18 protein-coding genes and 2 pseudogenes are annotated in these 21,689 nt (G+C 70.1%); 11 read left to right on the plus strand and 9 right to left on the minus strand.

Annotated elements, in window-relative coordinates; translation table 11 throughout:
* The coding region (locus ACWDX9_RS41985) for an RHS repeat domain-containing protein (RefSeq protein WP_449964759.1) at positions 1-3,661 on the plus strand (3,661 nt) is incomplete at its 5' end.
* Positions 3,662-3,814: 153 nt separating this feature from the next.
* On the opposite strand, the gene ACWDX9_RS41990 is transcribed toward ACWDX9_RS41985, so the two are convergent.
* Together ACWDX9_RS41990 and ACWDX9_RS41995 are read right to left on the minus strand one after the other, a co-directional pair.
* A complete protein-coding gene (locus ACWDX9_RS41990) occupies positions 3,815-4,300 on the minus strand; it encodes a DUF1801 domain-containing protein (protein ID WP_449964798.1) in 486 nt (161 codons plus the stop codon).
* Positions 4,301-4,462: 162 nt separating this feature from the next.
* Complete coding sequence (locus ACWDX9_RS41995) at positions 4,463-4,588, minus strand: hypothetical protein (protein ID WP_449964761.1); 126 nt, start codon at positions 4,586-4,588, stop codon at positions 4,463-4,465.
* A 453-nt stretch (positions 4,589-5,041) separates the two neighbouring features.
* Here ACWDX9_RS41995 and ACWDX9_RS42000 point away from each other — a divergent pair, with 453 nt between their 5' ends.
* The 7 genes from ACWDX9_RS42000 to ACWDX9_RS42030 all read left to right on the plus strand — a co-directional run bounded on the left by ACWDX9_RS42000 (position 5,042) and on the right by ACWDX9_RS42030 (position 14,102).
* Complete coding sequence (locus tag ACWDX9_RS42000; RefSeq protein ID WP_449964764.1) at positions 5,042-6,463, plus strand: sialidase family protein; 1,422 nt, start codon at positions 5,042-5,044, stop codon at positions 6,461-6,463.
* Between the two features lie 516 nt (positions 6,464-6,979).
* Complete coding sequence (locus ACWDX9_RS42005; RefSeq protein ID WP_363985014.1) at positions 6,980-7,135, plus strand: hypothetical protein; 156 nt, start codon at positions 6,980-6,982, stop codon at positions 7,133-7,135.
* Between the two features lie 12 nt (positions 7,136-7,147).
* Positions 7,148-9,736 carry a lantibiotic dehydratase gene (locus ACWDX9_RS42010; protein ID WP_449964767.1) on the plus strand — a complete coding sequence of 863 codons (2,589 nt, stop codon included), beginning with the start codon at positions 7,148-7,150 and terminating at the stop codon, positions 9,734-9,736.
* A complete protein-coding gene (locus ACWDX9_RS42015; protein ID WP_449964770.1) occupies positions 9,729-10,772 on the plus strand; it encodes a lantibiotic dehydratase C-terminal domain-containing protein in 1,044 nt (347 codons plus the stop codon). The genes ACWDX9_RS42010 and ACWDX9_RS42015 overlap by 8 nt, the downstream gene beginning before the upstream one ends.
* The gene (locus ACWDX9_RS42020) at positions 10,769-11,845 is read left to right on the plus strand and encodes a thiopeptide maturation pyridine synthase (RefSeq protein WP_449964773.1); all 1,077 of its coding nucleotides are present in this window, start codon (positions 10,769-10,771) and stop codon (positions 11,843-11,845) included. The genes ACWDX9_RS42015 and ACWDX9_RS42020 overlap by 4 nt, the downstream gene beginning before the upstream one ends.
* A gap of 493 nt (positions 11,846-12,338) precedes the next feature.
* Positions 12,339-12,617 (plus strand): hypothetical protein, encoded by a 279-nt coding sequence (locus ACWDX9_RS42025; RefSeq protein ID WP_449964776.1) that lies wholly within the window; start codon positions 12,339-12,341, stop codon positions 12,615-12,617.
* Between the two features lie 51 nt (positions 12,618-12,668).
* Positions 12,669-14,102: an MFS transporter gene (locus ACWDX9_RS42030; RefSeq protein ID WP_449964777.1), complete on the plus strand. Its 1,434-nt coding sequence runs from the start codon at positions 12,669-12,671 to the stop codon at positions 14,100-14,102.
* Here ACWDX9_RS42030 and ACWDX9_RS42035 read toward each other — a convergent pair.
* Positions 14,056-14,427, minus strand: a complete 372-nt coding sequence (locus tag ACWDX9_RS42035; protein ID WP_449964780.1) for a transposase — start codon at positions 14,425-14,427, stop codon at positions 14,056-14,058. The genes ACWDX9_RS42030 and ACWDX9_RS42035 overlap by 47 nt on opposite strands.
* A gap of 466 nt (positions 14,428-14,893) precedes the next feature.
* On the opposite strand from ACWDX9_RS42035, the gene ACWDX9_RS42040 reads away from it, so the two are divergent.
* The gene (locus tag ACWDX9_RS42040) at positions 14,894-15,889 is read left to right on the plus strand and encodes a DUF4236 domain-containing protein (protein ID WP_449964801.1); all 996 of its coding nucleotides are present in this window, start codon (positions 14,894-14,896) and stop codon (positions 15,887-15,889) included.
* 108 nt (positions 15,890-15,997) lie between these two features.
* Here the strand turns inward: ACWDX9_RS42040 and ACWDX9_RS42045 are convergent, their stop codons facing one another.
* Genes ACWDX9_RS42045 through ACWDX9_RS42055 form a run of 3 tightly spaced genes read right to left on the minus strand, consistent with a single transcriptional unit; the run spans position 15,998 to position 17,997 of the window.
* Positions 15,998-16,126 (minus strand): hypothetical protein, encoded by a 129-nt coding sequence (locus tag ACWDX9_RS42045; protein ID WP_449964783.1) that lies wholly within the window; start codon positions 16,124-16,126, stop codon positions 15,998-16,000.
* A gap of 21 nt (positions 16,127-16,147) precedes the next feature.
* Positions 16,148-16,798: a DUF3159 domain-containing protein gene (locus ACWDX9_RS42050; RefSeq protein WP_449964786.1), complete on the minus strand. Its 651-nt coding sequence runs from the start codon at positions 16,796-16,798 to the stop codon at positions 16,148-16,150.
* Positions 16,795-17,997, minus strand: coding sequence for an FAD-dependent oxidoreductase (locus ACWDX9_RS42055; RefSeq protein ID WP_449964789.1), 1,203 nt, complete (start codon positions 17,995-17,997; stop codon positions 16,795-16,797). Before ACWDX9_RS42055 ends, ACWDX9_RS42050 begins: the two co-directional genes overlap by 4 nt.
* A gap of 102 nt (positions 17,998-18,099) precedes the next feature.
* On the opposite strand from ACWDX9_RS42055, the gene ACWDX9_RS42060 reads away from it, so the two are divergent.
* Positions 18,100-18,735 carry a TetR/AcrR family transcriptional regulator gene (locus tag ACWDX9_RS42060; protein ID WP_449964791.1) on the plus strand — a complete coding sequence of 212 codons (636 nt, stop codon included), beginning with the start codon at positions 18,100-18,102 and terminating at the stop codon, positions 18,733-18,735.
* 153 nt (positions 18,736-18,888) lie between these two features.
* Here ACWDX9_RS42060 and ACWDX9_RS42065 read toward each other — a convergent pair.
* The 3 genes and pseudogenes from ACWDX9_RS42065 to ACWDX9_RS42075 all read right to left on the minus strand — a co-directional run.
* Positions 18,889-19,227 (minus strand): annotated as a pseudogene (locus ACWDX9_RS42065) (transposase); the annotation flags it as partial.
* A 33-nt stretch (positions 19,228-19,260) separates the two neighbouring features.
* Positions 19,261-19,938, minus strand: a complete 678-nt coding sequence (locus ACWDX9_RS42070) for a response regulator (RefSeq protein ID WP_449964793.1) — start codon at positions 19,936-19,938, stop codon at positions 19,261-19,263.
* On the minus strand, positions 19,935-21,032 hold the full coding sequence (locus ACWDX9_RS42075) for a sensor histidine kinase (RefSeq protein ID WP_449964795.1): 1,098 nt from the start codon (positions 21,030-21,032) through the stop codon (positions 19,935-19,937). The genes ACWDX9_RS42070 and ACWDX9_RS42075 overlap by 4 nt, the downstream gene beginning before the upstream one ends.
* Before the next feature lie 188 nt (positions 21,033-21,220).
* On the opposite strand from ACWDX9_RS42075, the pseudogene ACWDX9_RS42080 reads away from it, so the two are divergent.
* Positions 21,221-21,689, plus strand: a pseudogene (locus tag ACWDX9_RS42080) (hypothetical protein); the annotation flags it as partial.

Here is a 21,689-nt window from a genome sequence, read left to right on the forward strand (position 1 = left end):
CGGCGCCGTCCAGGTCCGCGCCGTGTTCGCCAACGCCTCGGGCTCGGCGGGCACGCCGGCCGCCGACGTGGTCGCGGACCGGCAGGCATCGGGGGCCGACACGCAGAACGTGGGGCCGGGCAGCGTCAACCTGCTGACCGGCGACTTCCGGGTGGAGGAGAGCGAGGCCGAGCTGTTCGGCCTGGCGCTGTCGAGGACGATCTCCTCGCGCGACCCCAAGGCCGGGACCAAGATCGCCTCCCAGGCGGCTCCGTTCGGCCCCGAATGGTCGGCCGGCGGCGTCTCGGACGTCGCCGACTCCGAGTACGCGGCGCTGCGCGAGACCTCCGCCAGCTCCGTCGAGGTCACGCTGGTGGACGGGACGCCCATCCAGTTCACCAAGACCGGCAGCGGCTGGAAGCCGGAGGAGGGCGCCGAGGACCTGGCGCTGACCGGCTCCTACACGCTCAAGGACGCCGACGGCGTGGTCACCACGTTCACCAAGCCCACGGGCGCGACGTCGTACCTGCCGGCCACGACGACCCCGCCCGGCGCGAACAACATCACCCGCTACGTCTACGAGGCCGCGAGCGGCGCCCAGCGCCTCAAGGCGGTCATCGCGCCCACCAGCGCGGTGTCCGACGCGGGTGCGGACTGCGCGCTGCCCTCGCCCAAGCCCGGCTGCCGGGTGCTGGAGCTCGTCTACGCCACGCAGACCGGCGGCGGCGACTACGCGGGCCGGGTCAAGCAGGTGCTGTTCCACGACTCCGGCACCCCCGTAGCCGTCGCGCAGTACGCCTACGACAGCGCCGGCCGCCTGATCCAGTCGTGGGACCCGCGCATCGCACCGGCGCTCAAGACGGTTTACGGCTACGACACCGGCGGCCACCTCACCTCGCTCACCTCGCCGGGACAGCTCCCGTGGACGTTCGTCTACGACGCCGACGGCAGGCTGACCAGCGCGGTCCGGCAGGCGCTCAAGCCGGGCACGGCCGACCAGGCGGAGGGCGAGAACCGCACCTCCATCGTCTACAACGTGCCGCTGGACAAGGCCGCCGGTGGTCCGGCCGACCTGCTGCCGCAGCACACCGCGGCCTGGGGGCAGCACGACAACCCCACCGACGCCACCGCCGTCTTCCCCGGCGACCAGATCCCCGACGGCCGCTCCTGGACCAGGGCCACCGTCACCTACCTCGACGCCAACGGGCGGCAGGTCAACCAGCTCACGCCAGGCGGTCACCTGTCGGCCACCGAGCACGACAAGTTCGGCAACGTCGTGCGCGAGCTGTCGGAGGGCAACCGCGAGCTGGCGCTCGGCACCTCACCGCGCCTGGCCGAGCTCGGCGTCTCCGGGCTGCCCACGGCCGAACGGGCTGAGCTGCTGTCCAAGCGTTCGACGTACAACGACGACGGCACCCGGGAGCTGGAGACCCTCGGTCCGCTGCACGTGGTGTCGGTGGGCGGCGAGGACACGGCGGCCAGGGAGCACACCGTCAACGCCTATGACCAGGGGCGTCCCGGCGACGCGCCCACCAAGGACCTGGTGACCAGGACCGAGGTGAGCGCACGCCTGCTCAGCGGCGAGGACCGTGACACGCGGGCGACCGCCACCGAGTACGACTGGGCGCTCGGCAAGCCGCTCAAGACCGTCAAGGACCCCGGCGGGCTGAACCTGGTGACGGCCACGTCGTACGACGGCGACGGCAACCCCGTCAAGAGCGTGCTGCCCAAGGGCAACGACGCGGCCACCACGATCACCACGTACTACACCGCCTCCGGCAGCGCGCCGTGCGGCGGCAAGCCGGCGTGGGCGGGACTGGCGTGCCGGACGGCGCCCGCCGGGAAGATCACCGGAGGCGGCGACAACCCGGACGAACTGCCCACCGCCATCACCACCTACGACCGCTACGGCAACCCGCTGACGGTCTCCGAGACCGCCAACGGCGTCACCCGCGTCACCAACACCGCCTACGACCAGGCAGGACGCCAGATCCGCCAGTGGATCACCGGCGGCGTCGGCGAGGCGCTGGGCGCCGTGGCCACGGTGTACGCGCCCGACTCCGGCGAGGTGGCCGAGCAGCAGCGCCTGGACGCCACGGGCAACGTCACCGAGCGGATCGTCACGGCCTACGACCGGCTCGGCCGGCGGATCTCCTACACCGACGCCGACGCCGGCGTGGTCAAGACCGAGTACGACCTGCTCGACCGGACCACGAAGGTGACCGACTCCGCGCCGTCCACCGTCACCTACGGCTACGACACCGCGGCCGAGCCGCGTGGCCTCGCGGTGACGATGACGGACTCGGTGGCCGGCACGTTCACCGCCCGGTACGACCCCGACGGGGAGTTCGCCTCCGGCGACCTGCCCGGAGGCCTGCACGTGAGTGTGACCGACGACGAGACCGGCACCGATGTCTCGCGCGTCTACACCAAGGACGGGCTGGACCAGCCCGTGCTGAGCGAGCAGGTCACCGAGTCGGTGCACGGCCAGTGGGCCGCCGACGCGCGCGGCGACGCCGGGTACGAGCGGGCCTACGGCTACGACAAGGCCGGCCGCCTGGCCTCGGCCAAGGAGTCGGCGGGCGGCGTGTGCGCGCTGCGCCGGTACACTTTCGACGACAACTCCAACCGGATCCGCCTGGCCGCCCAGTCTCAGGAGGGCACGTGCCCGGAGGCCGACGACGCCGCGTCGGCGATCACCTCCTACGCCTACGACTCCGGAGACCGGCTGGTGGGTGACGGCTACCGCTATGACGCGCTCGGCCGTACGACCGCACTGCCGGGCGGGACGACGTTCGACTACCACGTCAACGACCTGGCCCGCCGGCAGACCGCGGGCGACCAGACGATGACCTGGTCGCTGGACCCGGCCGACCGGTTCAGGTCCACCGCAGCCGCGGCGGGCACCGTCGTGAACCACTATGGCTCCGACGGCGACTCGCCACGCTGGAGCGCCGAGCCCGGCGGCAAGGTGGTCAGGAACGTCTCCGGCTTCGACGGCGACCTGGCGGCCATCACCGGCGCGAACGGCGACGTGCGCCTGCAGCTGACCACGCTGCACGGCGACGTCGGCACCGAGTACACGCTGGGCACCGCGACCGCCGCCGTGGTGGACGCCGACGAGTACGGAGTGGCGCGCGGTCCGGCCCGCAGGTACGGCTGGCTGGGCGGCAAGCAGCGGGCCGCCGACACCCTGGACGGCACCATGCTCATGGGCGTGCGGCTCTACAACCCATCGCTGGGCCGGTTCCTGCAGCTCGACCCGGTGGCGGGCGGCAGCGCCAACGCCTACGAGTACTGCTCGGGCGACCCGGTCAACTGCACCGACCTGGACGGCAAGTGGGGCTGCGGCTGGTGCCGCAAGCTCCGCCACAAGGCCAGGCACGTCTGGCGCCGGGCCAAGGTCCACTACCGGGCGTTCCGGTACGGCTGGAACACCGGCCGGGGCTGGGGCGGTTTCGTCCACCGGTGGGCGAGCAGCGGCCGGCGCTGGGTCAGCCGGGGCTCCTTCATCGTCGGCGTGGCCTTCGGCACCTACGGCTGTCTCCGCAAGCGCACCTTGAGAGGGTGCGCCAACGCGTACTGGCAGAACAGCGCGATCGGCGGCCTGTCCGGTGCGCTGTACGGCATCGGCCGCGGGTCGTGGCGGTGGCGCCACTGGTGGCGCCGCACACACCGGTGACACACATGAGTGAATGAGGTAAGGCCGCCGGAGCTCTGCGGAAGTGCTTTTCCAGCCAGGAAAGGCACTTCCGCCTCCGGTGGAGTACGAGCCTCGAAGCATGCACGCGCCACTCGGCACCGCGCTGCTGACCGGTGATCCAGCCGGCCTGTTTCAGCCGTTCCAGGATCGGGTACACGGTGCCGGGCTCACGGGTGTGCGAGCCGCAAGGTGGAGAGTCGGCCCGGAGTCATGAGCTACCGCTATTGACTGCGGTTGTTGGCCCGGACTAAGGCCCTGGTGCACCCGCACCGTGCGGTCGATGAGCTCGCGCAGCGCGCTCTCGTCGACGTCGTCGAGCCGTTTCAGGTAGAGGCATCCCTTTCCGGTCTTGTGCGGACCGAGCCGGGCGAGCACTGATGCGTGCCGCTCCTCGAACCCACCCACCAGGTAGACGACGAGTTGCTGCTTGCGTGGCGAGAAGCCCGCCAAGGGCCAGTCATCCGTGCGCCCACTCGCGTAGGTGGAGTGGCAGCTGCCGAAGCCGACGATGCCGGGACCCCACATCACCGCAGGCTCACCGGTCACCTCGCACAGAATCGCGCGGAGGCGCTCCGCGTCGGCCCGCCGGCGTTCGTCAGAGACTGCGGCCAGGACAATCGTCCACGCTGGCGTCGGCCGGGACCGTCACCGGCTGGTTGGAGGTCCCCATGACGTCATGCTCCCACGCCAGTGCGACACATCAGACAAATGGTGGTGGGCGCAGTGGGAACCCCGATCCCGGCCGTCGCGAACCCCAGTCCACGGGCGGGCAGCCTAGCATCAAGATCGGCAACCGAGTTCGTCAACTCTCACCATCAAAATGGCAGTGCCGCCGGTGACCACGTTGACCTCGCGGCCCTCGGCCGGCAACACCCCGCCGACGACGTCCAACTGCCATAACTCCATCGCCGCCCACCCTCGGGTGCGCTGCCTGGCCGGGCGTTGACCGGAAGCCCGGCCGGACGCGGCCTGCTGTCCTGACCCCCGAGCGGGGTCTTGGGCCGCCGGGCCGGCCTACACCCTGATCGGGGCCGACGGCTACGGCGCGCTCGTGTCCTTCACCGAGCCGTACCGGAACGAGCGGGATCACGACGAGTACATCGCCTACCTGCGCGAGCAGATGGAGATCAGCCCGTCTCGCCAGGACCGGGTCCCCGCCATCACCTGACGGCCGCCTCGCCGGCCGGTAACGGGCTGACAGGAGCGGCTGACGAAACTGATCATGAAGCAGTAATCTGCCCTGTGTCGTTTGCCGCTTTCGCCGGGGACGCCATGCCCCCGATGAGGCGGCGACGCTCCCTATAGACGCTTCATCAACAAAGATGAGGAAGGCTCGTGATTCGACGCTCCAGGGCATTATTGCCCGCAGCGGCCCTCCTGTTCGCCTGCGCCGTCGCGCAGCCCGCCGCCGCCGAGGGTGCCGCACCCGTCGTACGACCGGTCTCGGGCATCAGCCCGCTGCCGGCCGGCTGCGGGCTTCCCCCGGCCGACGGCTACACCCTGAACCCCAACGCCGAAGTTCTGCCCATGCTGGCCAGGGATCCGAACCGTCCGTGGCACCTCGTCACCGTGTTCCAGCAGGACCGCTGGAACCGGTACGGCAGCAACGGCGCGGTCACCGCCGTGTCGGACGACTACGGCAAGACCTGGCAGCGGTCCGAGAACCTGCCGGCCTTCTCCCGCTGCAACGGCGGCACGGCCGCCAACGGCGGGGACTACGACGTCACGACCGACAACTGGGTCACGGTCACGCCGTCGGGCGCGGCGGTGGCCGCGTCGTTCTCGCTGTCCCGCGCCGGCGACGTGACCGCCATCCTGGTGTCCCGGTCCGCCGACGGCGGCAAGCACTGGGACGCGCCGGTCACCCTGCAGCGGGACGACAACCCGCGCTTCTTCAACGACCGCCCGACGGTGACCGCGGACCCGTACCACCCGGGCGTGGTCTACGCGGTGTGGGACCGCATCGACAGCACGGATGCGGGCTGGGTGCAGCCGGTCTACCTGGCGAAGTCGACCGACGACGGGCGCACCTGGACCACGAGCAAGGTGTACGACGTGCCCAACAACAGCGGCGTCATCGGCACCCAGCTGGTGCCGCTCGCGGACGGGACGCTGCTGATCGGCATGCACCACGAGACGGACACCGAGGGTGCGACCCAGGTCATCCGCTCGACTGACGGCGGCAAGACCTGGTCGGCGCCGACGCTGAACGTTCCGGCCCCGCTCGCGGTGGGCCCCCGCATTCCGGACCCGGACAACTCGGGTGACCCGATCCGCAACGCCTCCCTGCCGCTGCTGGCCGCCCAGCCGGGCACCAAGGTGGTGAACGCCGTCTGGCAGAGCCAGGAATCCGACGGCACCTTCCACGTGGCCTACTCGCGGTCGACGGACAGCGGGAAGACCTGGTCCAGCCCGGTCCGTGTGGACAAGACGCCCACCGGCTCCGCCGCGGTACCGGTCGTCGCCGCGTCCCGGACGGGCACCGTGGCGGTCACCTACTACGACTTCCGCAACAACACCTCCGACCCCGCGACCCTGCCCACCGACGTGTGGGCCGTCACCTGCGCCGACGACTGCACGCAGTCCGGGTCGTGGCGCGAGCAGCACATCGAGGGGCCCTTCGACGGGCGGAAGGTTCCGGCGACGAGCGTGGGACGCCTGATCGGGGACTACACCGGCCTCGTTTCGGTCGGCGCGACGTCCTTCACGGCCGTGTACGGCGTGACCACCGGCGATCCCGCCAACCCCGTGGACATTCACAGCGCGGCTTTCACCGGCTGAGCGCTTGAAGACCACCGGCGGGGTTCGGTCAGACCGGACCTCGCCGGCCAGGTGGGGCGTCCTGCCGGGTCAGGAGCTCTTCTGCTCGTCCGGCGCGCCGAGCCGCCCGCGCGCCGACGGGTCCCACGGCCGGCAGCAGCAGGCCTCGTGTCACGGCCGCGTGGCGGCGAAACAAACATGTAACATTTAATCGCGTCGACCTTCCGAAGCTTTCTCCAGGACCACCCTTCCGCCCGTCTGAAATCTTTCGATGGGCATCGGTGATACGTCGGCGGACAGCAATCTCTTACCATCGTGAAATTGACTGGTTCTGTCATCACACATACGGTGACGGCTGCCTGGTCGAAAAGGTGGCGACACTCGTCACCGCAGCGCGGAGGGTCGATTAATGTTCGACCTCCGTGCTTTCTGCCCCATTCATTGCCCCCTTGTCGGATGGACGAGATCGCCGACCGTGCTTATGGTGTTGATCGTCACCGATATAGCCCGCTCCGGCGGGTAAGAATGGGAGTGCAGATGGCGACCGATGAACCGCTCCGCCTCGATCTGGACACGCTCGACGTGATGACGGTCGAGCTCCCCGGCGAGGATCTCGTGAAGGCCCTGGGCATGGGTCTCGGCAACACCGAAGTGGGCGCCTCGGGCATTGCTCGCACGAGCTGGCTCATTTAGGCCTCCCCGGACATGGTCTCGACGCGTCGTGGCCTGCCGGGACGCGTCGAGATCGACGCGGCTCGCCGCACGGTGGACGCGACCGTGGTTGCCAGGGTCGCCGCGCTGCCGGTGACGGCGCTCGCGGAGCTGAGGTGCACGGCCACGTGGCGGAGCGTTCAGGAGATCCTCGCGGCCCGTGGCCGGCTGGCCGTCGAGGGCCGGCGGCTCGCGGACGAACTGGAGCCGGTGATCGGAGCGGTCGGGCCGGGCCCGGCGCGACCGGCGCTGGTGGCGTTGCGGCGGGCGCTGTACAACGCAAGGCGGCCGGCGGGCCGTGCCTGGCCGGTGGAGATCGGTTCCGGCCTCGGTCCGCGCGTCGCGGCCTGGCTCACGGACCTCGATTGGCATGACGCGCTCGTCCGGCAGCTGCCGGACCTGCTCGATCAGGAGTGCCGGGGCACCTACGAAGTGCTGCGCCGGTGGGTCGGCACCGACGCCTTCGGCTACGGCGTGCTCCAGGCGGGACCGACGATGTCCGCCGCGCTGCGCCAGTGGCTGGCCTCGCCGCCCGGCAGCGTCCCCCCGCGCCAGGTCGCGCTCCGGCTCACCAGGTACCTGGCCCGCGTCGTGGCGAAGACCAGCCCGCACGCCACCTTCATGATGGCGGCTCTGGGGCAGTGGAGCGACGACGGCGAGCCGGTCCGCTGGGACGGGCCATGGGCGTGGCGGAGCGCTGTCGAGCCGAACGTGCCCCTGCTGCTCCGGCTGCTCACCGACCTGGCCCGCGCCGACGGCGGGCTCGCCGCCCTCTTCGAGGTCAGGCCCAACCCGAGCCTCGAGGAGGACGACGGCCGCCTGTGGTACGTGACCGGCCAGGAGGACGCGTACAGCGGCATCGCCGCGTCCCAACCGCTCCGGCGGCTGCTGCGCCCGCCGTACGACGACCTCCGTGCCCAGGCCGGCGACGCGCTCGGCCGGCTGGTCGACCTGGGAGTGCTGGAACTCCACCCCCCGGTCGCCGACCAGGCCGCCGCGCACCTGGCCGACCTGACCGATCGGCTCGCCGCGCATCCGGCGGGCAAGGCGCTGGCCGCCGTACAGGAGGCGCTCGCTCGTTACCCGGAGGCGGCCTGCGTGTCCGAACGTGAGGCGCTGCAGCGGAAGGTACGGTCCGCGTTCGCCGAACTTGCCGGAGACGATACCGATCGCCTGCCGGACCGCAACCTTTTCCACGAGAACGCCGTGGTCACCACACCCGGTCCGCGGCTGGGCCTGGCCGCCTGGCGTCCCGCCCTGGGCGACCTGCACGCGATCGCCGACTTCGCGGCGGTCTTCGATCGTGATGGCGTCGCCCGGCTGCTCGCCGCCGACCTGTTCGCGGAGTCGTTCGGCGCCGGCGCGCAGGTGCCGTTCGGGCGGTTCCACCGAATGCTCGCGCAGCGAACCCATCGGGCCGCACCCGGCACCCCGGCCGGTGAGCTGCACGCGCTCATGTACCCGTGGCAGGAGCGACACCCGCCCGGCCGGACGCCCGCCGTGCCCCGGCTCGACGAGCTTCGAGACGCCCGGACGGCGGCGCTGGCCGCGGTGCGCGAGCTGCTTCCCGAGACCGCGGACGCGCTTACCATCGACCCGACGGTGCTGGCCGGTCTCGCCACCGACCGCCCCGAGTTCGTCCGTCCGGTGGGGTCGCTGTCCTGCTTCGTGCAGACGATCAGCTCGCCGGACGACACGACGGTGCGGCTGGTGCTCAACGGTCTCGGCCCGGGGCACGGCGCGATGCGCAGCCGCGTGCACCGCCTGCTGCGGGTCGCCGGAGTTCCTGCCGGCGAGAACCGCCTGCTCGGGACGGAACGCGGCATGCCGGTGGAGATCACCGGGCTGTTCGGCAGCAACGTCAACCTGCGTTCCCCGGTGGCGGCCCAGGAGATCGGCTATCCGGGCGTGGTCCCGAGCGGCCCGGCCACGTTCGACCTGCGGGACCTGGCCGTCCGGCACGAGTCAGGCGCCGGCGGCCTCGTTCTGGTGCACGCCGGGCACGGCACCCGGCTCCGGCCGGTGTACACCGGGATGGTCGCGCCCATGCTGCTGCCGCGTACGGCCCGCCTCTTGCTCCAGCTCTTCGGCGACATGCCCAGCCCGGTGATGGAGCCGGCGTCGGTCTTCTCCCGTCCGCCGGAGTCGGTGCCGGCCCGTGTCGAGCGTACGGCCCGGGTGTCGGTCGGGCGGGTCACCGTAGCCCGTGCCGCCTGGTATGTCCCGGTGCGCGAAATCCCGCGCCGGGGCAAGAACTCCGCTGCGGCGCACCTGCTCGCGCTCGCGGCCTGGTTCGCCGAGCACTCCCTGCCGGAACGTTGCTTCGTCTCCTCGGGCGATCCCGGCGCGCCGGTCCGCGAAAGGCTGCACATGGTGCGGCTCGCCAAACCGACCTATCTCGATCTGGCCGACCCCGCGCTGGTCACGCTGTTCGACCGAGGGCTGGACGCGAGCGGATCGGTGGTCGTCTTTCGTGAGCTGCTCCCGGACTTCGAGGCGGCGCTCGGCCTGGAAGCAGACGGCGGCCACCCTGACCGCCGCCGCCATGTGACCGAGTACGTGGTCGAGGTGGGCCATGCCTGACCGCTGGATCTCGCTGCACGCCTTCCACCAGGCCGGCACCGACCTGCTGCTCGGCACGGCCGTCGACGGCCTGGTGCGGGAGCTGGACGGACGGCTCGACCGGTTCTTCTTCCTGCGGTACTGGGAGGGCGGCCCGCATCTGCGGCTCCGCCTTCTCCCGCGCGTCCCCGACGACGCGGTGATGATCGAGAAACGCGCCACAGCCGTGCTGGAAGAGCACCTCGCAGCGTATCCGACGACGGTCACGTGGGACCGCGAGCGCTACGCGCTGCTCGCCCAGGAGTTCGCCCGGCAGGAGGGCCTGGTCGCCTACGACCACCGGCTGCGGCCCGACGACCACGTGGAGGCCATCGCCTATCGGCCCGAGTACGCGACGTTCGGCGGGCCGCAGGCGGTCGCCGCCGTCGAGCGGCACTTCACCGACTCCAGCCGGATCGCGCTGGCGATCCTGCGCGGCGAGCACGACCACCGGCGGCGGCTGGGCCACGCCCTCGCCGCGATGATGCTCGCCCTCGTGGCCTGGGAGCCCGACCCCCGCCGCCTGGGCCCCCTGCTGGCCCGGGAACGTGACCGCTGGGATCCGGCACCGGCCCGCGCCCGGCAGGTGGAGATCTTCACGAAACAGCGCGAAGCCCTCACCGCACAGGCCGAACGGTGCCGGCTCATCGCCGCCCGCACCGCCTCGTCCGAGAGCCACGCCCCTGCTCCCTCCGCCGACGGGCCGCCCCCGGGCGGTGTCCTCGACGCGGGCGACGCATGGTGGCGCTCGATCGACACCCTGCACCGGCGCCTTGTCGCGCTCCAGCGGGCCGGAGGCTTCCATCCGGTCCGCAGGGAGGCGGCATCGCGCTCCCCTGGCCTCGCCGGCGTCGGCACCTCGGCGGATGCGGAACGCCACGACGTCCTGATCGTGCTGAACCGGTGCGTCCACCTGTTCTGCAACCGGCTCGGCCTGTCGATCGTCGAAGAAGCGCACCTGCGCTACCTGACCGCCGTCACCCTGGACGGGCTGGCGCAGAAAGAGGGAACCTCGTGAGCGACCTCCCCTGGCACAGCATCCAGATCCGCTACTACGACCAGGACAAGGACGGGCTGATCCTGGACTGCGTCCGCCCGCTGCTCGAGCACCTGGACGGCCTCTTACAGCAGCCGTACCTCGTCCGCCACTGGCGCCAGGGACCGCACCTGCGGCTCAACTTCCGCGCGACCCAGCAGGACTGGGAACGCGAGATCCTCCCCGTCGCGACCGAAACGATCACCAGATATCTGCGCGAGCACCCGTCCACCACCCGCCTCGACGAGCACGAGCAACTCGCCGCCCACCGCCTGCTGGTCGTACTCGAGCACGAGACCGGGCCGCTGCAGCCCTGGTACCCGGACAACTCCCTGCAGACCGAGCCGTACGACGACCGGCTGCGCGTCTTCGGCGGCCAGCCGCTGGCGAACCTGATCGACGCGGCCGCCGCGGAGAGCACCCGGCTCGCCTTCGGCACGCTGGACAAGGTCCGCCGGGGCGAGCTCGCGCTGTTCGCGGTCGCCATCGACCTCATGACCGCCCTGGCGCACGTGAGCGTCCCGCCGATCGGCCGCGGCTACATGTCCTACCGCTCGCACGCCGCAGCGGCCGTCTCGTTTTGCGAGAACCGGGACGCGGTCACGGCCGCGTTCGAAGCCAGGTATCGCAAGAACGCCAGGGAAATGCGCGCGACGGTGGTCGACCTGGTCGCGTCGATCGACGCGGGCGACCCGGCGCCGCACGTACGCGACTGGATCGCCTTCACCCACCGCCAGAAGGAGATCGCTCTCCCGCTGCTGGCCCGCAAGGAGATCGACCTGGACGTCCCCGACCAGCCGGTGGCCGACCGCCGCCACCCGGTCGACTATTTCGACGTGCTCATGTCCAGCGACCGGTACCGCACCGAGATCCTCGAATCGGACTGGTTCCTCGCCCACCGCCTCGTGGTCAACATGCTCTACGCGCACCTGGCCAGGCTCGGCATCACCCCGATCCAGCGGTACCTGTTCTGCCATCTGATCGCCTCCGCGGTGGAGGAGGAGTATGGCGTCTCCCCTCTGGAGAAGGCCCGCGATTACCTGCTCAGCGGCTGAGTCGCCGTTCGGCGCATCCGACGGAAGGTCACGGTAAGCCGCTCGACTCTGCTCTGGTACGGGACATATTGTTCCTCGTCCAACAGGGTGTACAGCTGAGTGGTCTCGGTGGAGGCGTGGCCGAGGCGGCGCTCCGGTTCGGCACGGTTGTGGCCGGAGGCCTGGGAGGCCGTCGGGGCGGCGGGCGGCGATGGAGGCGGCCGACAGCAGCAGCGCGGCCGCCCCGGTGCTGGTGTGCTCCTTCCGTCGTATGCCACCGCCTGTTGACCTACACCCGTTGACATGGGGAGATTTTAAAGGGGTTATTCCGCTACTGGACAAATCCCGCTCGCTGTGGCCATACACCGATGAGCGTGGAGACATCTATCTCATTGTGCGGAGCGCCATTTCATGCCCTCCTCATCGTTAACCCCACTGACCTGGGACGCGACATCTCGGAAGCAGTTTTTTCGGCTTTTTGAGCGCCTGTGGCAGGCCATTAGGGTGCACATTCATGGAATCGACTTTTCGATCGGCCGAAGAACTCGCGGCCGCCGTGCGTGCCCGTGAAGTGACCCCGGCGGAACTGACCGACGAGGCGATCGCCCGCATCGAGCGGGACGACAAGGCGATCAACGCGATCCGTGTGCGGGTGTCCGTTGCAGGCGATCACTCCCAGCGGCCCGTAGCTGCCAGGGGTGCAGGTCGGTGCGCCAGAACCGCTGGTCGCCCAGGTCGGCGAAGCGGGCGCGAACCAGTGGCCGAGCATGGAGAAGATCCCGCACGCCATTGACCGCGTTCAAAAGCGTGAGACCAGTAATCAACTGCTTTCGGAGGGATTCGCGTGAAAGCGCTGCTCACCCTGACCTGCGCAGGTCAGTTCATGGTGCTGCTCGACAACACGATCGTCGGCGCCGCCCTGCCCGACATGCAGCAGCGGCTCCACACCGGACTGACCGGCCTGCAGTGGATCGTCGACGCCTACGTGCTGCTGGTGGCCATGCTGCTGCTGTCGGGAGGCGTCTTCGCCGACCGGTTCGGCCGCAGGCGGGTGTTCCTGGCCGGGGTGGTGGTGTTCACGGCCGCGTCGGTGGTGTGTTCGCTCGCGCCCTCGATCGGCTGGCTGATCGCCGGGCGGGTGCTGCAGGGCGTCGGGGCCGCGGCGCTGAGCCCCGCCTCACTGGCGCTGCTCGCCGCCGCGTATCCCGCCCCGAGGGAGCGCGTCAGAGCGATCGGGTTGTGGGCCGGGTTCAGCGGCATCGGCCTGGCCGCCGGACCGCTGGCGGGCGGGATCCTGGTGGAGTCCTTCGGCTGGCCCGCCATCTTCCTGGTCAACGTACCCATCGGGGCGGTCCTGCTGCTGGCCGGGCTGCGCGTGCTGGCGGAGTCCCGCAACCCGAGCGCACCGCCGATCGACGTCCCCGGCACGGTCCTGTCCGTCGCGGGCGTGGGCGCTGTGACCTACGGCCTGATCGAGGGCGGTTCACGAGGCTGGACCTCGCCGGTGATCCTGGGCAGCTTCGCCGCTGGACTGGTGCTCCTGGCCTCGTTCGTCGTGGTCGAGGGTCGTGTGTCGACGCCGATGCTGCCGCTCCGGCTGTTCCACCAGCGGCTCTTCACGGTGTCCAACACGGCGATGGTCGTGGTCGGGTTCGCGCTGATGGGGTCGTCGTTCTTCTTCTCCCAGTTCTTCGTCTACGTCCAGGGCACTTCGATCCTGGTCGCCGGGCTGCGGACCCTGCCCACCACGCTGGCCATGGTGATCGTCAGCCCGTACGCGGGCCGGTTCGCGGCCAGGTACGGCTTCCGGATCGTGGTCACCATCGGCCTGGCGCTGGCCGGGCTGGGGCTGCTGGCGCTGGGCTTCGTCCACGCCGATACCGGCTACGGGAACGTGTGGTGGCGGCTGGCGGTCGTCGGCGTCGGGTTCGCTCTCACCATGTCGCCGCTGACCGGCGCCGCCATCCAGGCGGTCAGCCCGCAGGAGGGCGGCCTCGCCTCGGGCGTCAGCAGCACCACCCGGCAGATCGGCGCGGTGCTCGGCGTGGCGGTGCTCGGGGCGATCGTTCACACGCGGGAGTCCGGCGGAGCCTCCTTCGAGTCCGGCCTCAACAGCGCCTTCCTCGCGGCAGGTGCCGTGACGCTGGCCTGCGCCGTGTTCACCGGCCTGTGGCTGACCGCGTCCCGAACGCCGAGGGATGTCCGGGACGAACAGCCAGGACGCCGAGCAGTCAGTGAGCGGCCGCTGACAACTCCTCCCAGCCGGCCCACGTCTTGAGCCGCTCAGTGGCGGTGGGAGCGCGTTGGTGCGCCCGGACGGTGGTGGAGTCGACGGCGATGTCCCAGTCCACCCGGCCCTCGGTGTCCTGCTCGGCCTGGATCGCGGTCAACAGCATCGACCAGCGGCGGTGCCGCTTGTAGACCGTGACCCATGGACCGAACCGCTCGGGCAGGTCCCGCCACGACAGCCCGGTCCGTGCCCTGTACAACACGCCGTCGATCGTCGTGCGTTGGTCATTCCATCGCCTGCCCCGCTGGCCACCCTCGGGCAGCAGCGGCCGAAGCCGCTCCCACTCGGCGTTCGTTACGTCACCACGCCCCATGAACCGAACGTGACGATATCGCCACGATTAGTCAGCATCTCCAAGAACCAGCCCTTACGACGTGATCAACAATCACGATGGGCGGCTGGAGGTCTCCGGCGGTATCTGGCACACCTGGCATCTGCCCCCAGCAGAAACCTCTGACCCACGTCGGCGAGGCCTCGGTGCTCCCGTTCGAGCACCGAGGCAGCAGGTCTGCCACCTCGTGACGCAACGCCATGATCTCCGCGCCCTTCGACGCTTGGCTGCGGCCCAGCAACATCAGCCGGCCCGAATACCCGGAGCGTGGTCAGGTAGAGCAGGCGGACAAACGCAAGACGCGATCTTGTCTGCGGGGATGCACCTCGTCAACCACAGGTCAGTGCCGTCGTGACTGCGTTTTGACGCGGTACACGATCTCCGGAACCTCGATCTGCCGCGGTAACGGGAACCCGGGTCGGAAGGATTCCTCATCGTGGGTTTCTATGTGCGCACCAGCCTCAGGGTTGGACCGTTCCGTTTCACCCTCAGCCAGGCCGGGATGGCAGTCTCGACCGGAATCCCGGGCCTTCGGGCAGGGATGGGCCCCCGCGGCAACGTCGTGCGCATGGGACGCGGAGCGATCTCCTACCGCACCACCGCACCCGACCACGACGTGGTCATGCACGATGTCGTCAACCTGGTCCCGGCCCAGCCGAGCGACGTCGTCCAGCAGTTGCAGAAGGCCGCCAAACGCCGACCGTACTGGCCGTTCGCCCTGGCCGCCCTGCTCGTCGCGGGGCTGGTGACAGGACGCTTCGGCCTGGTCATCGTCGCCGTCGGGCTGCCTTGCGTGGTCTGGGTGGCGTTGCGCGACCGGGCGGCTCGCACGGTGGTCGTCATGTACGACGTGACCGACGAAGCCGCTTCGCGCTTCGATCACCTCGTCAGCTCGATCACCGGCCTCCAACGAGCCCACGGGTTCTGGCTGATCACCGCCTCCGGCACGATCACCAGCACCTACCAGTTCAAGGTGCACGCAGGCGCCTCCAGGCTGTTGCACAGGCTGAACGCCTCGGCCCGGCTGGCGGGACCGCCGATACTGATCACCAACGTCGCCGTCCCAACCCTGACCGCAGGCAGCCTGTCCGTGCACTTCCTCCCCGACCGGGTCCTGTTCCGTGACGGCCGCCACGTCGCCGACCTCGCCTACCAACACCTCCAGGTCTGCGTGGAACACGCCCGCTTCATCGAAGAAGGCCCGGTGCCACGCGACGGCACGGTTGTGGACTCCACCTGGCGCTACGTCAACGTCAGGGGCGGCCCCGACCGCCGTTTCAAGAACAACGCCCGCCTGCCCATCCTGCTGTACGGCAGGCTCATCCTCCGCAGCCACAGCGGTCTCAACCTCGTCTGGGATGCCTCTCAGCTCCCGCTCGTCCACGCTGTGGCGAACGCACTCCACCAGTCCATCGCCGCTCGCCCACCTGTGATCCACTCCTGAGTGAGGAGCTCGGCGAATATCACCCGTAAGCGTCGATCTCGCCGTAGAGGGCAACCGGTCCTTGGCGTAGTTCTCGCCGGGCTGCAACCCGAGCCTCGTGTGCGGCCGTCATCCCGGTGCGGTGGGCGCCCGGATCGCTTCACCGTGGCCGTGGTGTTCGTCGTCGGGGGTGACGTAGCCGATGCCCCCGTGCAGCCGGACGGTGTTGTAGAAGGTGCGGCGTGCCGGAACGTCCAACGGCCGAACCGGTTGCAGCTGTTAACCGCGGATCGGCATGGGAGCTGCGGGTTCAGCCCCCGTGGGGTCCGCTTCGGCGCGCAGGATCCGCCAGCTCACATAGGCGCAGGCGGCGGTTGCGGGCATGGTCAGCAGTGTGCTGGCGATCCCGAGCACGATCACGTTCCCGGCCAGGTACAGAGGCACCATCAAGGCCGCGCCGATGGCGAATTTCGCCGCGAAGACCGCTGTGCACTTCTGGTAGCGGCGCCGCCTCGCACGATCGCGCCGCCAGGTGAACCGTTCACCGCGCGCTTGCCCCACCGCCAACCCGATCACCGGCCACCCCACCAGCATGGATGCCAGGAACACGGCCCCGCCGACCACGCTGGCCAGCACACCGACAAGGTAGAAGTTGACCCCCTGCCCGGTACTCCCGGCCAAGAACGCAGACACGCCCACCGTGAGCAGCCCGCCGACTGCCTGCCAGTACTTTCGGTCGGTCCACACCCGGGCCACCGCGAAGACGAACACACCGCCGACTGCGATCAGGGCGGAGATCACTACTCGGCCGGTCATCAGATAGGCAACCGTGAACAGCGCTCGGGATGCAATGGATTCCGCGAGCGTGCGCCAGCCGCCCACTACGGCGAACAACGACAGCGACTTCTGCGTCAGCATGTTGAAGTTCATGTGCCGACCTCCGCACCATTGGATCCGCCGGATCCGCCGGGGGTGGGAACCATACGGGGGGTGCCTCCGGTGACGTCGGGGGTGGGGAAGCTGTCGCGGCGCATCGCGTCCTCGTAAGCACCGATCGCGGCGCGCAGACTCTGCTGCCCACGGGAGGCCTGGGCCAGTTCGTCGCAGAGGCGGTGCGCATCCTGCATCGCCAAGTTGCCGCCGAAACCCGGTGCCACGTGGATCGCATCGCCGATGACCGTCACCGGAGCAGCCGGCCATGCCGGCATCAGCGGGATCAGCCCGCCCCGCAGCGCGACTGTGAGGTTCGGCCATGCGTTGTCGACGACCATCCGCAATGTCGGGTGAAAACCGGCGGACACTTCCTGGGCTCGGCGCCACACCGTGGCCGGTGACTCGGCCGGACCCAGCAGTTCCTGCGTGACGGGCAGCGCCCACATCATGTAGTCCTCGGCCTCGGCGACGACGCGGGAGCGCAGGGCAGGCAGCCACTTCTGACTCGCGGCGACCGGCGGCTGGCTGAACCGCAGCACGCCCATCGCCATCATCGTGCCGTGGACCTGTGCGTTGGCGGGGCTGTGGCCGATCAGTTCGGGTAGCCCGGTACCGGCCATGGCCCGCAGTGGTGTCGCGCCCATCAGCATGCGTTTCCCCGTGTCGACCACCCGCACGTGAGGCAGGTACTGGCGGCGGACGGCCGAACCGATGCCGTCCGCGCCGACCAGCACGTCCGCGGTGTCCGTGCTGCCATCGGCGAACCACGATCGGACGGTCCCGTCGGGTCGCTGTTCGAACCGCGTGAACTCCGCCCCGAACCGCACCGTGTCCTCCAGTCCGGTCAGCAGCACCGCCCGCAACAGCGGGCGGTGTACCTGCCGGCCGGGCCGCGCCGGTCCCGAGGCGCCGTCCAGCGGGTGGCTCCGCTCGATCACCAGCCTTCCCTGCGCTTCGGACAGGAGCAGCCTCTGTTCGCGCGGTCCGCCCATGGTGGCCTCGGCCATCGCCACGTGCGGCGGCGGCAGGCACGCCCGCAGTGCGGCCGTTCCGCGGTCATCGAAATGCAGGCTGATGCCCTGCGGGCGTCCTTGCTTTCCTTCCCGCTCGTATACCACGACCTCGATTCCTGCCCGTCGCAACCCGTGGGCCAGCGTCAACCCACCAAGCCCCGCGCCTACCACGACCACCTTCACCCTGCCGACCTTTCTTCACCGGTTGATGAAGTTCAAGGTATCACGCACCGGGCAAATAGCTTCACCAGTTGATGAGGAAAGAACCGATAGACTCGCCCTGCCATGACAGAACACAGCCCCTCTGCTCGCCCCGGACGCTGGCGATCCGGCGCGGAAAGCAGGCAACGGATCCTGGAAGCCGCCCGCACGCTGTTCCGCGAGCACGGCTATGGCGGCACGACCGTGCGCGCTGTCGCCGCCCAGGCGGGGGTCGATCCCGCCATGGTGTTCTACTTCTTCAAAACCAAGCAGGGCCTGTTCGCCGCGGCCACGGAGATGCCCCCCCATCTGCCGTCAGCCATCGAATCGATCTTCACCGGCGGCCTCGATGACATCGGCGAACGCATCATCCGGACGCTCTTGGAGAACCTGGACAAACCCGGCCGCACGCCGCTCATGATGCTCACCCGGTCAGCCCCCACTCACGAGGCATCCGAAGCACTACTCCGCGAATTCATCGACCGGGAAATCACCAGCCGGCTTGCGGCGATGCTCGACACGCCCGACGCCGCGCTACGGGCGGGCATGGTGAACGTCCAGATCCTGGGCCTGGCAGTAGCGCGTTACATCGTACGACTCGAACCGATCGCCTCCGCCTCCACCGATGAACTGGTGGCCTGCCTCGGCCCGGTCGTGCAGCAGTGCCTCACCGGACAGGGCGCCACTACCGCTACCAACACGCCGGCCAGTGGAAGGTGATCGACGTCACCCGCCACAACCCCCACATGATTTCGACCACCCAGAATTTCCACACATTCTTCTCCGTGCTGAACCGTGGCGAGTTCCTGCCAGCCCGGCTGCGGCTCTCCAGCGGGTGATCCAGCGTTTGCGGCTGCCGTCACCGGCCCACAACTTGGACACCTCGGCGCCATGGACCTCGGCCAGGTGCGCGGAGATCTCCCCGGTGGTCACGGTGGTCACGGTGATCTCCACCGGGCCGACGTCGGTGATGACGGTCTTGGACCGGGCGCCGTTGCGGCTGTTACCGGTCTCGCTACCACCGCGCTGGTGCTTGTCGTAGCCGGGATGGTCGGTGATCTCGCCTCCCAGCGCGGACTCCAGCACCAGCTTGGTCAGCCCGTTCTCCCCCACCAGTCCCACGCCCTCGGCACGGGCCTGGTCGACCAGGCGGGCCGCCAGCTCCCGATCCGACTCCTTGGCCTTGCTCTCCTTGGGCTGCTTGCGCGCCACGACCGCAATGCCGTTGACAGAAGCGCAGCGTGGTCAGTGGTCGTGCGGGGGCCGGCTCGCCGGGACGACCAGGCCGGTCTCGTACGCGACGACCACCGCCTGGGCACGGCTGCTCAGTCCGAGTTTACCCATCAGGCGCTTGACGTGGGTCTTGACCGTGGCCTCGCTGAGAGTGAGGCGGTTGGCGATCTGGGCGTTGGACAGGCCGTTGCCGACGAGGCGGAGCACTTCGGTCTCCCGGGCGGTGAGGGTGGACAGTTGGGCCGTCCCCACGGAGGTGGTGCGGTGGTGGTGGGCGTAGGTGTCGACGAGTTGCTGCGTGATCCGGGGTGTGATGAGGATGTCGCCCGCCACCACCGTATGCACGGCCGCGATGATCCGGTCCGGCGGGGTGTCCTTGAGCAGGAACCCGGACGCGCCCTCGCCGAGCGCGGTGTAAACGTACTCCGGCAGGTCGAACGTGGTCAGGACGATCACGTGCGGCGGCTCGGGCGCGGCGAGGATGCGCCGGGTGGCGGCGATCCCGTCGAGCACCGGCATCTTGATGTCCATCAGCACCACGTCCGGGCGGGCCGAGGCGGTCAGGGTGACGGCCTGCTCGCCGTCGGCCGCCTCGCCCGCGACCTCCAGGCCCGGCGCGGCGTTCACCAGCGCGATGAGCCCGGCCCGGATCAGCGCCTGGTCGTCGGCAATGAGCACGCGGATCGTCATGGCACGTCCGCCATCGGCAGCCGGGCGACGACGTGGAACCCGCCCTCCTCGGCGGGGCCGGCGGTGAGCACGCCCCCGTACAGCTCGGCCCGTTCGCGCATGCCGCGGATGCCGTGCGACCCTGAGACGTCGGCCGGCTCCCGGTGGCCGGGCCGGCCGTCGTCGCTGACCCGCAGGGTGAGCGTGCGTTCGCCGTAGCCGACCTCGACGCGGGCACTGGCCGGGCCGGCGTGCTTGAGCGCGTTGGTCAGCGATTCCTGCAGGATGCGGTACGCGCACAGGTCCGTGCCGGGCGGCAGCGGCCGGGGAGCGCCGGTGATCACGACCTCGACCGGCAGGCCGGCGGTACGGGTGCGGTCGACGAGTTCGCCGAGCAACGCGAGACCGGGTTGTGGTGACACGTCCAGTTCGCCGCTCGGGTCCACCCGCAGCACGTCCAGCAGCCGGCGCATCTCGATGAGCGCCTCGCGGGTCGCGTCGCTGACGGTGGTGATCGCGGTCCGCGCGGTCGGCAGATCGGTGTCGAGCACGTATCCGGCGACGCCCGCCTGCAACGAGATCACGGACATGTGGTGCGCGACCACGTCATGCAGTTCGCGGGCGATGCGCACCCGCTCGTTCGCCGCCGCGCGGGTCGCCTCCTCCGCGAGCCTTCGCGTACGTTCGCCCCAGCGCCGCGTACTGTCCGCGAGCACCCACGCGCCGGCGACCAGCAGGTTGTCCTGGAAGAAGTCAGGCCACTGGAACGGACCGGGCCTGGTGGCGTAGGAGAGCACGATCAGCGCGACCGTTCCGAGCACGGCGGCGGCCGCGACGGGCCGGGGACGCAGTGTCGTCACGGTGAACAGCCCGATGATGAGGCCCATGCCGGCGTTGGGGAACATGCCGTAGCCGACCAGGATGTAGACGGCGAGCGCGGCGCCGATGATCACCATGGTCAGCACCGGCGTGACCTGGCGGAGCGCGACCGGGGCCGCGGTGAGCACCGCGAGCGCATAGGCGGGCAGGGGCGCGGTGATGTGCCAGGCCATGGTGGCGATCGTGATCGCGATCAGCACGGCGGCGAGCAGGATGTCGCCGAGTGCCGGTCTCATGGTCATCACCATGAGAACACCGTAATCGGGCGGGGCTCGCAGTGTCGCGGACCAAACGGGGTATCCCGTTCTACCCCCTGTGGGGTAGCCGAAGTTGCCGTCGTGGAGCGACGACGCGGGCTGCCGCGCGCGCCTAGGTTCGGGCGTGCCGGTTCGTACGGCGACTCCGACTACGTGAGGAAGTGCCGATGGAAGTGTCCGCCGCGGTGGTTCACTCGTTCGACCACCCGCCCCGCTACGAGCCGTTCGACCTGCCCGTGCCGGCCGACGAGGACGAGGTGGTCCTCGACGTGCTCGCGGTCGGCCTGCACCCCCGGGTACGCAGCGGGGCCGCCGGCCGGCACTACACCAGCACCGGCAAGCTGCCGATGGTCCCCGGCGTGGACGGCGTCGGCCGGCTCCCGGACGGCCGGCTGGTCTACTTCGTGGCCGATGACGAACTGACCGGTCCGATGGCCACCCGCACCGTGGTCGACGTCCGCCGGTGCGTCCCGCTTCCGGATGATGTGGACGTGGTCAAGGTGGCCGCCGCGATGAACCCGGCCATGTCGTCGTGGATGGCGCTGCGCCGCCGGGTGCCGATCCGGCCCGGCCAGTCGGTGCTGGTGCTGGGCGCCACCGGCAACGCCGGGCAGTTGGCCGTCCAGGTGGCCAAGC

Source organism: Nonomuraea sp. NPDC003201 (assembly GCF_053590415.1).

Bases quoted from the DNA above. Each gene is read 5' to 3' on its own strand.
- ACWDX9_RS42005 (WP_363985014.1), top strand. From the start codon at position 6,980: ATGGCGACCGATGAACCGCTCCGCCTCGATCTGGACACGCTCGACGTG.
- ACWDX9_RS42060 (WP_449964791.1), top strand. From the start codon at position 18,100: ATGACAGAACACAGCCCCTCTGCTCGCCCCGGACGCTGGCGATCCGGC.
- ACWDX9_RS42025 (WP_449964776.1), top strand. From the start codon at position 12,339: ATGGAATCGACTTTTCGATCGGCCGAAGAACTCGCGGCCGCCGTGCGT.
- ACWDX9_RS41995 (WP_449964761.1), bottom strand. From the start codon at position 4,588: ATGGAGTTATGGCAGTTGGACGTCGTCGGCGGGGTGTTGCCGGCCGAG.
- ACWDX9_RS42015 (WP_449964770.1), top strand. From the start codon at position 9,729: ATGCCTGACCGCTGGATCTCGCTGCACGCCTTCCACCAGGCCGGCACC.
- ACWDX9_RS42010 (WP_449964767.1), top strand. From the start codon at position 7,148: ATGGTCTCGACGCGTCGTGGCCTGCCGGGACGCGTCGAGATCGACGCG.
- ACWDX9_RS42070 (WP_449964793.1), bottom strand. From the start codon at position 19,938: ATGACGATCCGCGTGCTCATTGCCGACGACCAGGCGCTGATCCGGGCC.
- ACWDX9_RS42050 (WP_449964786.1), bottom strand. From the start codon at position 16,798: ATGAACTTCAACATGCTGACGCAGAAGTCGCTGTCGTTGTTCGCCGTA.
- ACWDX9_RS42075 (WP_449964795.1), bottom strand. From the start codon at position 21,032: ATGAGACCGGCACTCGGCGACATCCTGCTCGCCGCCGTGCTGATCGCG.
- ACWDX9_RS42035 (WP_449964780.1), bottom strand. From the start codon at position 14,427: ATGGGGCGTGGTGACGTAACGAACGCCGAGTGGGAGCGGCTTCGGCCG.